The following is a 13,031-nucleotide window of genomic DNA, read 5'->3' as shown; positions in this document are numbered from 1 at the left end:
GAGAACAATAATGGTCGATTATCGCTATCTGGGGCGCAGCGCGCTCAAGGTGTCCCCCATCACGCTGGGCTCCATGATGTTCGGCAACCAGACGCTCGACGACGTGGCCTTCCGCATCATCGACAAGGCGCGCGAGCGCGGCATCAACTTCATCGATACCGCCGACGTCTATCACGACGGCAAGTCCGAGCAGGTCGTCGGCGCCGGCATCAAGGCCCACCGCGACGACTGGGTCGTGGCCACCAAGTTCGTCAATTCCCGCAGCGCGCTTCCCAACAAGGGCGGCTATTCGCGCAAGTGGGTCTACGAGACGGTCGAGAACAGCCTGCGCAATCTCGGAACAGACTATATCGACATCCTCTATTTCCATCGCGCCGTGTTCGATGCGTCGCTGGAAGAGCCGGTGCGCGCCATTGCCGATCTGATCAAGGCCGGTAAGCTGCGCTATTTCGGCGTCTCCAACTTCCGCGGCTGGCGCATTGCCGAGGTCGCGCACCTGGCCGACCAGCTCGGCATTGATCGTCCGGTCGCGAGCCAACCGCTCTACAATATCGTCAACCGCACCGCCGAGGCCGAGCAGCTTCCAGCCGCCGTCGCCAATGGCCTGGGCAATGTCTCCTATAGCCCGCTGGCTCGTGGCATCCTGACCGGCAAATACACTGTCGGCGAAACGCCCGCTGCCGATACCCGCGCCGGCCGCGGCGACAAGCGCATGCACGACGTGGAGTTCCGCGAGGAATCCATCGCCATCGCCAAGCAGGTCGCCACCCATGCCGAGGCCAAGGGCATCGCCCCCGGCGAGTTCGCGCTGGCCTGGGTGCTCAACAACAAGCTGATCACCTCCGCCATCGCCGGCCCGCGCACCGAAGAGCAGTGGGACAGCAACCTGCGCGCCCTCGACATCACGCTCGATGCCGATGACGAAGCGCTGGTCGATCGCCTCGTCGCCACCGGCCATCCCTCGACCCCCGGCTTCACCGATCCGGGCCATCCGGTCGAGGGCCGCGTCGCCCGTTCGAACGATGCCGCGATCATCCCGCTGACCCGTCCGCAGCGCGTCGCCTAATCGAGAATCTGGACCGGGCTCACCAGCCCGGTCCACCTCGCCTTGGAATGAATTTGCGCCAAGAAGCTTCCCTTCACGCCCCCTCAAGAATTTATGCTGCGATTGCCCAAAAGCGCGCATCGGCGTTTCAACAGCCGCTCCAGCTTTGCAATACAGTATCTCGATAAGATTAGTAGGGTTTCGTAGGGTGATGGCGAGGGTTGGTTTGGACCAGCTCGACATCCTTCAGCGGGCATCGGGACTTGGGCCCACGCGCCGCATTATCGGGGACTTTCGCATGACCACTCACCCTCGCGGCGTTCTGGCGCCGACGCGCCGAGCCTTCCTGCTGTCGACCGCCGCGATCGCGCTGGCCGGTGCCTTGCCCGGCTTCAGCTTCGGCGACGAGCCCAAGCAGGGCGGCACGCTCACCGTCAATATCGGCACCGAGCCGCCCGTCCTGGTGCTGATCGCCCACACCGCCGGCGCAGCGGTCTACCTGTCCAGCAAGACCAATGAGGGCCTGCTGACCTACGATTTTGATTTTACACCCAAGCCGCTGCTGGCCACCGAATGGAAGGTTGCAGAGGATGGCCTGCGCTATTGGTTCAAGCTGCGCGAAGGCGTCAAATTCCACGACGGCACCGATTTCACCGCCGAGGACGTGGCCTTCTCGATCCAGGCGCTCAAGGAAAACCATCCGCGCGGCCGAGCCACCTTCGCCCAGGTCAGCTCCATCAATGTGCTGGGCACCCACGAAATCGAGCTGCTGCTCGACAAGCCATCGCCCTATCTGCTGACCGCGCTGGCGAGTTCGGAATCCCCCATCGTGCCCAAGCACCTCTATGAGGGCACCAAGATCCCGGAAAATCCGCACAACGTCGCCCCCGTCGGCACTGGCCCCTTCGTGTTCAAGGAATGGGTACGCGGCAGCTACGTGCTCTATGAGCGCAACCCCAACTATTGGGAAGCGCCCAAGCCCTATCTCGACAAGCTGGTGGTCCGCTTCATCGGCGACCCGGCCGCCGCCGTCGCCAGCATCGAAACCGGCGAAGTGCTGCTCTCGGTGGGCGTTAATATTCCCTATACCGATTTCGATCGCCTGCAGGCCAATCCGGCCCTGGGCTTCGAAACGCGCGGCTTTACCTACACCAATTCCATCACCCGCGCCGAATTCAACCTCGAAAACAAGTACCTGGCCAATGCCAAGGTCCGTCAGGCCATCGCCTATGCGATCGATCGCAACTTCATCGTCAGCACCATCTATCTGGGTCACGCCACCGCGCTGAACGGTCCGGTCTCTCCGGGTCTGGCCGCCTTCTTCAGCGATGATCTGCCGAAATACGCGTTCGATCCGGCCAAGGCCGAAGCCCTGCTCGACGAAGCCGGCTTCCCGCGCGGCGATGGCGGCGTCCGCTTCGAGCTCAATATCGATCCTACCCAGCCCACCGGCGCCTACAAGCAATCGGCCGAATACATCGCCCAGGCGCTCAACAAGGTCGGCATCAAGACCACGGTGCGCACGCAGGATTTCGCCACCTTCGTCAAGCGCGTCTATACCGACCGCGATTTCGATATCGCGCTCGAAGGCATGAGCAACCTGTTCGATCCCACCGTGGGCATCCAGCGCCTCTACTGGTCCAAGAACTTCAAGCCCGGTGTGCCCTTCTCCAATGGTGCGCACTACGCAAGCGCCGAGACCGATCGCCTGCTCGAAGCCGCCGCGGTCGAGCCCGATCCCAAGAAGCGCTTCGAGCTGTTCGTCGATTTCCAGAAGCAGGTGGTCACCGACCTGCCGGCGCTCGACCTGGTCGCTCCCGACAGCTTCGTCATCTTCGACAAGCGCGTGGTCAACCACACGCTGGGCGCCGAGGGCTTTGGCTATAACGGCGCCGATATTTACCTGGCGTCCTAATACACCCCTGCCGGCCGCGTTTCCTTCCTGGGCGCGGCCGGCTCCTCTTTCAGCAGCGATGAGTGCCATGACCGCAACTGCCACCAAGCTCGTTCCCGAACCGCAGCGCTCGCCCGATCTGGCCACGCTTCTCGCCCGCGTGCCGGCCCTCGCCGCCGAAATCGCCAAGGGTGCATCGCAGCGCGACCTCGATCGCGAACTGCCGTTCGAGGCATTCCGGTTGTTCAAGGAGTCGGGCCTCGGCGCGCTGCGTGTTCCCGTTTCCATGGGCGGTCCCGGCGGCTCCGTCGCCGACTATATCGAGCTGATCGCTACCCTCGGCGCCGCCGATTGCAACGTCGCCCACGCGCTACGCTCGCATTTCAACTATGTCGAAGCCTTGGTGCTCAATGGCCCGTCCGAGCGCGACGAAGGCTCGCTCGAGCGCGTTCTCGAGGGCAAGCTGTTCGCCGGCGCCCATACCGAGCAGGGCACCGCCAAGCCGGGGCAGGTGACCACGACGCTCACCCGCGATGGCGACGTCTACCGCCTCAACGGCCGCAAATGGTACGCCACCGGCAGCGCCTTTGCCGATTTCGTCTCCTTCAGCGCCATGGACGAGGCCGGCGACTTCACCCACGTGCTGCTGCCCGTCGACCGCAAGGGCATCACCATCTTGGATGACTGGGACGGCATGGGCCAGCGCCTGACCGCCAGCGGCGGCGTCATCCTCGACAATGTCGAAGTGTTCCCCCGCGAAGTGGGCAAGCGCAGCATGGAGAACCTCGTCGGCCGCCACACCTCCACCCTGCGCCAGCTCCACCTCGCCGCTGCGGCCGCTGGCGCTGTGCGCAATGTCCTCTCCGACGCCATCGACTACGTCCGCAAACAGGGTCGCGCCGCCGCCCACAGCCCCGCCGCCACCGCCCGCGAAGACCATTTCGTCCAGCAGATCATCGGCGAAATCGCCGCCAATTCCCTCGCCATCGATGCGCTGCTGATCGAAAGCGCCAAGGCGCTCGACCACACCGTGGCCACCTTCGCCATCGGCGACGAGGCTGCCATCGAAGCCTCGCTGGTCGCCAGCGCGCTAACCACCGCCCGCACGCAACTGGTGCTGGGCCAGCTCGGGCCGCGCAGCGCCGAACGCATGTTCGAAATCGGCGGCGGCTCGGCCACCTCGCGCAAGTACAATTTCGACCGCCACTGGCGCAATATCCGCACCGTGCTCAACCACAATCCGCTGCTGCACAAGGCCCGCGTCGTCGGCGACTACTACCTCAACGGCACCACCACCCACCTCAAGGAAGGCAAGGTGTTTTAGGCAGGCTCGCCTGGTTTAGCGCCACACCAGCCCCCCACCCTTAATCCCTCCCCACGAGGGGGAAGGAGACGAAGGAACCGAGGGTCGCGCTGGCGCCTCCCTCCCCTTGATGGGGAGGGAATGAGGGTGGGGTGATGGGAGCCACGGCACTGGCGGGATCTCTGAACCTCTTACCGATACCCAGCCGCCTGCAACTCAAACAGCTCCGCGTACCGCCCGCCCAGCGCCAGCAACTCCTCGTGGCTCCCGGCCTCCAATATCTTCCCATTCTCCAGCACCAATATCCGATCCGCCATCCGCACCGTCGAGAACCGGTGCGAGATGATCACCGCCGTCTTGGCCGTGGCCAGGCTCTTGAACCGTGCAAACACTTCCGCCTCCGCCTTGGCATCCAGCGCCGCCGTCGGCTCATCCAGAATGATCAGGTCCGCATCACGCATATAGGCGCGCCCGATCGCCACCTTCTGCCACTCACCCCCGGATAAATCCCGCCCCTTGTTGAACAACCGCCCCAGCGGTTGCTCATACTTCAGCGGCAGCCGGGCGATGACCGCATCGGCAAGGCTCCGCTCAGCGGAGTCTTCGATCCGCGGCATATCGGTGCTGTCCTCGATCCGGCCGACGCCGATATTCTCCGCGGCGGTCAGGCTATAGCGAATGAAATCCTGGAAAATCACCCCAATATGAGCGTGAATATCTTCGATCAGCATGTCCCGCAGATCGATCCCATCGATGGTGATACGCCCCTCGTCAGGGTCGTAAAGCCGGGTCAGCAGCTTGACGATGGTCGTCTTGCCCGCCCCATTTTCACCCACCAGCGCCAGTGTCTCATTGGCCCGCAGCGTAAAACTCAGCCCGCGAATGGCCCAGGTGTCGGTCTCGGGATAACGGAAGCCGACATTGTCGAACACGATGCCCTGCGCGATCGGCTTGGGAAACGGCTTGGGATGCTCCGGCGGCAAGATCGTCGGCTGGATTTCAAAGAACGAGAACAGGTCGTCCAGATACAGCGACTGCCCCGCAATCTGGGTAAAGCCCAACAGGATTTTCTGGAACAGCCCATTCAGTCGCAGGAAGGACCCCGACAGAAACGCCAAGTCACCGATGGTGAACTCCCCCGCAATCGTCCTCCAGACGATGAACCCATAGGCCCCATAATAGGTCAGCGTCGAAATCGATGAGAACAGCGCTCCCCAGACCGAGCGGTCGATGGCGAGCTTCCGGTTTTCGAGGAAGATCGTCTGCGCCAGTGTCCGAAACCGCTCGACCAGGAACGCGCCCAGCCCGAACAGCTTGATTTCCTTGGCGGTCTCGGCGCTCGCCCCGATCTGGCGGATATATTCGAGCTGGCGCCGCTCCGGCGTGCGCCCGCGCGACAGATAATAGGAAAGCGTATTGAACCGCGTCTCGCCCCAGATCGCCGGCACGAACGACAGCGGCAACAACAGGATCAGCCACGGCGCATAAAAGAACAGCCCCGCCGCCAGCGTCACCACGGTGATCATGTCCTGCGCCTGGCCCAGCAATTGCGCCAGCAGCCCACTGCGCCCCGCCGCCTGCCGCCGCGCCCGCTCCAGCCGGTCCTGGTATTCGGCGGACTCGAAATGGCGCAGGTCTAGCCGGGCGGCATGCTGCATCAGCTCCACGCTGACCGTGTTGGAATGCAGTTCTCCCAGGATCGAATCCACCAGCGACGTGAAGCGGTTGAGCAGATCGGTGCCGATCACCAGGGCGAATTCGATCGCCAGCAGTTCGGCAATGCGGGTCAGCTCTCCGCTGGCCCACCACTGCGCGAAATCGCTGCCCGCCGCCGGCTGCCCGGTCAGCCGCACCACCTCGTCGATGATCAGCTTGCCCACAAAGAGCATCACCACCGGCTGCAGCGCCCGGATCAGGCGCAGCCCGATGCTTAGCCCCGTCAGCCAGCGGCTCGTGCGCCAGATTTGCGCCACCAGCCGGCCCAGATGCCGCAGATTGTCCAACTGCTCGCGAAAGCTGCCGCTGGGTTCGGAGGAGGGTGGCGAACCACGGCGGGAAGGGGAGTCGGTGGAGGTCATTGGGGGGAATATAGTTGTGGTCGACGGCGAGTGCCACTGTGGTTCGAGTGAACCCCGAGCGAACCACCGCCACTATTCTTCCCGCGGACTTGATCCGCGGGCCTTCCGCCGCTAGTGCCGGTTTGAGAGTGGCCCGCGGGTCACGCCCGCGGGACGACGATGGGTGGGGTGTTGCGAGCCACGATCTAAGACCAAGCCTGAACATCCCCCACCCTTGATCCCTCCCCGCGAGGGGGAGGGAGTCGACTGCGGTTCAGCGGTCCTAAAACCGCGACGGATTAGTAGCGCTGTGGCGCCGCAGGCTTGTTGTCCACGATCGCCTCGATCGCCGCGATCACTTCGGGCGTCAGCTTGTCCTTGGACTTGAGTGCATCCAGGTTGTCTTCCAGCTGGCTCTTCTTGGACGCCCCCAGGATTACCGTCGACACATGCGGGTTCTTGAGGCACCACAGCAGCGCCAGGTGATGGATCGGCAGGCCGACGTCCTTGGCCAGCTTGGCCAGGGCCTTGACCTTTTCGAGCTTCGCCTTGCCGGCGTCGCTTTCCCATTCCTTCTTCAGCCATTCGTAGCCAGGCAGGTTCATGCGGCTATCTTCGGGGATGCCGTCATTGTACTTGCCGGTCAAAACGCCCGAGGCGAGCGGCGACCAGATGGTGGTGCCCAGGCCCATTTCATACAGCGGCAAATAGTCGGCCTCGACCTTTTCGCGCACGAACAGGTTGTATTGTGGCTGCTCCATGGTCGGCGGCGTCAGGTGCTCGCGGCGCGCCACGGCCCAGGCTTCGGTCAACTGCTGCGCCGTCCATTCCGACGTGCCCCAGTAGAGCACCTTGCCCTGCGTAATCAGGTTGTGCATCGCCCAAACGGTCTCTTCGATCGGGGTGTCGATGTCCGGCCGGTGGCAGAAATAGAGATCGAGATAATCCACCCGCAGACGCTTCAAAGCGGCATGCGCCGCCTCGGTCACGTGCTTGCGGCTGAGGCCCTTCTGCGTCGGCTTCTCGCCGCCCCAGAACACTTTTGAGGACACCGCATAGCTGTCGCGCGAAAAGCCCAGCTTTTCCAGCGCCGCGCCCATCAGCGCCTCGGAAGCGCCGGCCTCATAGCCCTCGGCATTGTCGAAGAAGTTGACGCCCGCATCATAGGCGGTGGTCATCAGCTTGAGCGCCTTGCTCTCGTCGACCTGCTTTGAAAACGTGACCCACGAACCGAGCGAAACTTCGCTGACCTTGAGGCCCGATTTGCCCAAACGGCGATATTCCATGATTGGTATCCTTGGTAGAGGCGGCCAGAGGGCCGCGGTTTAGAAACGACTACGCGCCCAGCCGTGTGCTGTCGCGAATGATGAGGTCCGGGTCGATCAGGCTGACCCGGGCCTGGGGCAGTGCGTCCTTGGCGGCGATCAATTCCATCAAGCGCTCCACCGCCATTTCGGAGACCTCGCGCGTCGCATAGCGCACGCTGGACAGGGGCACCCCGGCAAAGGCCGCATACTCGATATCGTCAAAGCCCATGATCGCCATGTCCCGCGGCACCGCCACACCGTGCCGGCGACACCAGTCCAGCGCGCCGATGGCCAAGGAGTCATTGGTGCAAAACACCGCCGTCGCGCCGGTCTTGCGGCTCATCAGTTCATCCATCCCCGCGCTGCCATGCTTTGAGGTGTGGCCGGAGGGATCGGCGGCTAGTTTGCTGTCATAATCAAGGCCGGCCTCGGTCAGTGCCTTGAGATAGCCCTCGCGCTTTTCGCTATTGCCATGCCGGGCGGCACTATCGACGAGCCCGATGCGCCGATGACCCATTTCGATCAGGTGGCGCACCGCTTTCCACGCCCCGCGCCGTTCGTCGACACACACGGCGTCAATCCCCGCGTCGGGATCGGCCACCAGCAGCACCACCGGATAATTGGCCCGCCGCAGCGGGCGGATATGGTCGAGCTGGCGATGGCTGGTCGGATAGATCAGCATGCCGTCGACCTGGCGGGAGCGGAACATCTCGACGGTGCGGATTTCCTCTTCCAGCGTATTGTTGGAGGTGGCGAACAGCGTGCCATATCCGCGCGCGGCCAGCGCCAGTTCGATCGCCTGGGCCGCATGGGTCAGCGTCGGGTTGGTGATATCGGTCAGCACCAGGCCAATGGTCATGGTCTGCCGGCTGACCAGGGATTTGGCAATCTGGTTGGGCAGGTAATTCAGCGCCGCCGCCGCCTGCTGGATCAGCACTCGCGTTGGCTCGGGAATGCGCGGACTCTCTCGTAGGGCAAGCGACACCGTATTGGTCGAAAACCCGGTCTTGTCGGCGATATCCTTGAGCCTTACGATCGCTTTGCCCATGCTGTTTCCGATCGTCTACCCGTGCGCGAGTTTAGCGCTCATACGTGCTGGGTCAAACCCTGTAAAGCCGCCGGCCTGAACTTTGGCGGCGCCCCGGCGTTTGTCTTGTCTCGTCAACGCAAAGGAACGATCATGCTCAAGGACAAAGCTTCCTCCGCCATCGTCGCGGTGACCGATATGGACCGGGCGCGCCATTTCTATGAAAGCGTGCTGGGCCTGGCCAGGATCAGTGGCGACGACAACGTCATGCAGTTCAAGACCGGCGCTACCACGCTCGTGGTCTACAAATCCGATTTCGCCGGCACCAACCAGGCCAACGCCGTGGTCTGGGGCGTCGGCGACGAAGTCGAAGCCATCACCGCCGATCTCAAGGCCAAGGGCGTCACCTTCGAGCACTATCCCGGCATGGAGCTGAAGGGCGATATCCACGTCGCCGGCGACTTCAAGATGGTGTGGCTCAAGGACCCTGACGGGAACATTTTGCATTACAACAGTATGTGAGGCGCCTACGGCAACGCCCGCAAAAACTGCGCCAAATCTTCCGTCACATGATGCACATGCGGCGCCGTCGTGCGCCCCAGCTCCCACGCATCCACCTGCTCATGGGCAAAGTCCTCGCCCGCCACCACCTGCACCGTGCTCATGCCCACTTCATGGGGCACCAGCAGGTTCTTTTCCAGGTCGTCGAACATCACCGCAAAATTGGGGTCGATGTCATGCGCCTTGAAAAACCCGTCATAGGCCTCGCGATGCGGCTTGGGCACATAGGTCATGGCGCGGATATCGTAGACATGCTCGAACAGCTCGTTGCCGCCCAGGCGCTTGAGCACCGCGCGGGCATGGCTGACATCGCCGTTGGTCAGGATGAACTTGCGGCCGGGCAGGGCGCGGATCGCCTCCACCAGGTCCGGATGCGCATCGACCGGCGAATAGTCGATGGCGTGGACGGTATTGAGGAAGTGGTCGGGATCGACCTTGTGCGCCTGCATCAGCCCGTTCAGCGTGGTGCCGAAATCGCGGTAATAGATCTTCTGCAGCGCGCGAGCTTCGGCGAAGTCCAGTTGCGTCAGGTCCATCACGTAATTGGTGATGCGCACGTCGATCTGTGCGAACAGGTTGCAGCTGCGTGGATAGAGGGTGTTGTCGAGATCGAACACCCAGTCGGTCACATGGCGCAGGCTACGGGGAAGCGGTGGCGTGAGGTCATTCATGGCGTGAGTCTAGCAGAAAACGTGCGTCGTTTCATCTGACAAGTACGGCAAGGCAAAAGAGGGAGGCGGCGCGCCGGAGCACGCCGCCAAGTCGGTTAATCGTTGTTTTCGTCTTCGTTGGCCGTAACCGTCACGCCCAGCGCGGTGATCAGGCTGGCTGGGTTCGAGGCGGCCGCCATCAGCACGAGGAGGCTCGTCGGCGAGGCCGGAGCGACGTCGACTTCGAGGCTCTTCGGATCGTCGAGGAAGGTCGAGACCGGCGGCGCCACCAGGTCGACCAGCTCGGGAATGCCCATGCCGGCGATCATCTGCGGCACCATGGCCTTGAGACCTTCAACCATCTGGGCCTTGTCGATGCCCTGCGCCTTGGCGAAGAATTCGAGTGCCTTGCCGGCCAGCGAGGCATCGTCATAGCGCAGATTGGCGCCACCGATCGACAGGCCCTGCAGCAGTTCCATGCCCATCATGGCCTGGGCCGCCTGCGCGGCTTCGCTTGTGGGGTCGCCGGCGGCCTCGACGGCCTTGTTGGCTTCCTGCAGCTTGGTCAGCAGCGCGGGGGTCAGGCCGGTCAGGTCGAACGTCAGGTCCACAGCGCCCACATCGGCGAAATCGAACAGGAATTGATCGACGCTCATATGGCCATCGGCCATCGACCAGTTGAACGAGCCGGTGATGTCACCCGCGATATTGGTCAGGCCGAGGCCCTCGATGACGGCGCCCGCCTGTGCGTCTTCGTCCTTGACGGTGGACAGGTCCGCGGTGATGCCGTTGATCGCCAGCGTCGAGCTCAGGCTGGTCAGGTCGGCGCTGCCCTGGGCAGGCTCGAACGTCGAGCCCGATTCCATCGATTCGATGCCGATGACTTCTTCGCCATCGCGGGTGACCGAAAGCGGGCCGGTCGAGATGGCGCCAACCAGCTGCAGCAACTGGACCGGGGTCACGGTATCGCCGCCCGGCAGATAGAAGCCGGTCAACTTGATATCGCTCAGCGACACATGGCCCTTGACGCCTGCATCTTCCATGTCGGATTCGACGTCAGGCAGCGCCACGCTATCGGCAGTGTAGCCGCCATCGCCGGTTTCCTTGACGCCGCTGAAGGTCAGCGAGGTGGTGAAGCTGGTCGGCTCGGTGGCGCCGGCAGCCCCCTTGATGCCGATCGTGGCGTTTTGCACCGTGATGGTGTCGCCGTCGAGCTGGGGATCGTTGAGGGTGAATTCATAGCCGAGCGGGCCCCAGACGGCCTGGATACGATCGACGAAGGCCTTGGCGTCAAGCGCGAAGGCTGGCTGCAGTAGGGCGACGCTCGCGACGCTGGCGAGCAGGGCAAGGCGGGTAATCTTGAAGGACTTCATCGTCGTCTCCGGCATTCTTGTGTTGTTGTTGTCGGGGGCAGGCAATTTATAAAACGGTCGCGTTGCGGCGAACTGATGACCAGTCGGTGAGACCGATGCAATAAGGTGACGCTCGATTATCTATGGCGTCCTGAACGGAACATGAATTGCTTCGGTTTCAGCAATACATCGGAATTAGGACGCATTTTTAAACGTCGTCGCTGTCAAGAAACAGCCGGTAGGCGGGGTTTTGCGTTTCGTCCCAATAGGGGTAGCCCAGGGCCTCCAGATAGTCGTGAAACTGCGCTCGATTAGCCTCCGGCACCTGAATTCCGGCCAGAACGCGGCCATAGTCTGCCCCGTGGTTGCGATAGTGAAACAGCGAGATGTTCCAGTCGTTCCGCAGCCCCTCAAGGAATTTGAGCAGTGCCCCCGGCCGCTCGGGAAACTGGAAGCGATAGACCAGCTCATCCCCCAGATGGCTGGCGCGGCCGCCCACCATGTAGCGCACATGCAGCTTGGCCAGTTCGTTATCGCTCATGTCGAGTACCGCATGGCCATTGGCCTGCAGCATGGCGATGATGGCCTGCTTTTCGGCCTCGCCCTGCCGCAGTTTGACACCGACGAAAATCTGCGCCGCCGCGCCCCGTGCATAGCGGTAATTGAACTCGGTGATTGCCCGGTCACCCAGGAGGCGAATGAACGCGCGATAGCTGCCCGGCGCCTCGGGAATGGTGACGGCCAGCAAAGCCTCGCCGCGTTCACCGATCTCGGCGCGTTCGGCCACATGGCGCAATCGGTCGAAATTGATATTGGCGCCAGAATTGATGGCGATCAGCGGCCCGGCCGGGGCGGCGCCCAGTTCCACATGCTTGCGCAGTCCAGCCAGCGCTAGCGCGCCCGCAGGCTCGGAAATGGCGCGGGTATCGTCGAACACATCCTTGATGGCGGCGCAGATTTCGTCGGTGCTCACCGTGACGATGCCATCCAGCAATTGGTTGCAGATGCGGAAGGTTTCCGCGCCCACCTGGCGCACCGCCACACCATCCGCGAACAGGCCGACCTGCTCGAGATTAACCGGATAGCCGGCCGCAATCGCCGCCTGCATGCTGGCGGCTTCTTCGGGCTCGACGCCGATCACCTTGACCTCAGGCCGCAGGAATTTGACGATCGTCGCAATGCCGGCTGCCAAACCACCACCGCCGATCGGCACATAAATGGCCCCGATCGGCCCCGGATGCTGCTGCAACAACTCCATGCCGATAGTGCCTTGCCCGGCGATGACCGCCGGGTCGTCAAACGGATGCACGAAGACCAGCCCATCCCTGGCCGCCAGCTCATTGGCGTGGTCCCGCGCCGCGTCGAACGCATCGCCAAACAGCACCACTTCACCGCCCATGCGACGGACGGAATTGACCTTGATCGACGGTGTCGTCGTCGGCATCACGATGACGGCACGAATGCCCAACCGCGACGCCGACAGCGCTACGCCCTGCGCGTGATTGCCCGCTGAAGCGCAAATCACCCCGCGCGCGCGTTCTTCGGCAGTAAGGCTGGCGATCTTGTTATGGGCACCGCGAATCTTGAACGAGAACACCGGCTGCAGGTCTTCGCGCTTCAACAGCACCGGAATACCGAGCCGCGCCGAGAGCAGCGCCATGGGCTCCAGCGGCGTTTCCTCGGCCAGGTCATAGACCGAAGAGGTGAGGATGCGGCGGACATAGTCTTGCATAGGCGTCTTCCTGCGCGGCCGATGCCGCGCCACAGCACTGGGCAAAACCGCATCGCCGTGTCAATCGTCATTCGGCCGCCGCATACCTGCTTCGCGCCAGCAA

The 13,031-nt window shown here is 63.0% G+C and carries 10 protein-coding genes; 4 read left to right on the top strand and 6 right to left on the bottom strand.

The genetic code is table 11. The annotated features are described in order from the left end of the window. Positions 1-10: 10 nt before the first annotated feature. The 3 genes from ABIB57_RS14360 to ABIB57_RS14350 all read left to right on the top strand — a co-directional run bounded on the left by ABIB57_RS14360 (position 11) and on the right by ABIB57_RS14350 (position 4,263). Positions 11-1,066, top strand: a complete 1,056-nt coding sequence (locus tag ABIB57_RS14360) for an aldo/keto reductase (protein ID WP_354041690.1) — start codon at positions 11-13, stop codon at positions 1,064-1,066. Between the two features lie 277 nt (positions 1,067-1,343). After that, positions 1,344-2,960 (top strand): ABC transporter substrate-binding protein, encoded by a 1,617-nt coding sequence (locus ABIB57_RS14355; RefSeq protein ID WP_354041689.1) that lies wholly within the window; start codon positions 1,344-1,346, stop codon positions 2,958-2,960. Between the two features lie 67 nt (positions 2,961-3,027). Then, the gene (locus ABIB57_RS14350; RefSeq protein WP_354041687.1) at positions 3,028-4,263 is read left to right on the top strand and encodes an acyl-CoA dehydrogenase family protein; all 1,236 of its coding nucleotides are present in this window, start codon (positions 3,028-3,030) and stop codon (positions 4,261-4,263) included. Between the two features lie 170 nt (positions 4,264-4,433). Here the strand turns inward: ABIB57_RS14350 and ABIB57_RS14345 are convergent, their stop codons facing one another. From ABIB57_RS14345 to ABIB57_RS14335, 3 genes are all read right to left on the bottom strand, one after another. After that, on the bottom strand, positions 4,434-6,320 hold the full coding sequence (locus ABIB57_RS14345) for an ABC transporter ATP-binding protein (protein WP_354041686.1): 1,887 nt from the start codon (positions 6,318-6,320) through the stop codon (positions 4,434-4,436). 278 nt (positions 6,321-6,598) lie between these two features. Next, positions 6,599-7,585: a potassium channel beta subunit family protein gene (locus tag ABIB57_RS14340; protein ID WP_354041684.1), complete on the bottom strand. Its 987-nt coding sequence runs from the start codon at positions 7,583-7,585 to the stop codon at positions 6,599-6,601. A 49-nt stretch (positions 7,586-7,634) separates the two neighbouring features. Then, the gene (locus ABIB57_RS14335; RefSeq protein ID WP_354041683.1) at positions 7,635-8,654 is read right to left on the bottom strand and encodes a LacI family DNA-binding transcriptional regulator; all 1,020 of its coding nucleotides are present in this window, start codon (positions 8,652-8,654) and stop codon (positions 7,635-7,637) included. Between the two features lie 132 nt (positions 8,655-8,786). Here ABIB57_RS14335 and ABIB57_RS14330 point away from each other — a divergent pair, with 132 nt between their 5' ends. Then, a complete protein-coding gene (locus ABIB57_RS14330) occupies positions 8,787-9,155 on the top strand; it encodes a VOC family protein (protein WP_354041681.1) in 369 nt (122 codons plus the stop codon). A 5-nt stretch (positions 9,156-9,160) separates the two neighbouring features. Here the strand turns inward: ABIB57_RS14330 and ABIB57_RS14325 are convergent, their stop codons facing one another. The 3 genes from ABIB57_RS14325 to ilvA all read right to left on the bottom strand — a co-directional run bounded on the left by ABIB57_RS14325 (position 9,161) and on the right by ilvA (position 12,961). After that, the gene (locus tag ABIB57_RS14325; protein ID WP_354041680.1) at positions 9,161-9,865 is read right to left on the bottom strand and encodes a pyrimidine 5'-nucleotidase; all 705 of its coding nucleotides are present in this window, start codon (positions 9,863-9,865) and stop codon (positions 9,161-9,163) included. 95 nt (positions 9,866-9,960) lie between these two features. Further along, on the bottom strand, positions 9,961-11,217 hold the full coding sequence (locus ABIB57_RS14320; RefSeq protein WP_354041678.1) for an aq_1923 C-terminal domain: 1,257 nt from the start codon (positions 11,215-11,217) through the stop codon (positions 9,961-9,963). A gap of 187 nt (positions 11,218-11,404) precedes the next feature. After that, positions 11,405-12,961: a threonine ammonia-lyase, biosynthetic gene (ilvA, locus tag ABIB57_RS14315; RefSeq protein ID WP_354041916.1), complete on the bottom strand. Its 1,557-nt coding sequence runs from the start codon at positions 12,959-12,961 to the stop codon at positions 11,405-11,407. Positions 12,962-13,031: the final 70 nt, after the last annotated feature.

This window comes from Devosia sp. UYZn731 (assembly GCF_040546795.1).
In the GTDB taxonomy this organism is placed as follows: domain Bacteria; phylum Pseudomonadota; class Alphaproteobacteria; order Rhizobiales; family Devosiaceae; genus Devosia.
Note: the sequence above shows the minus strand (reverse complement) of the source record. Positions and strands in the feature narration are given on the sequence as shown.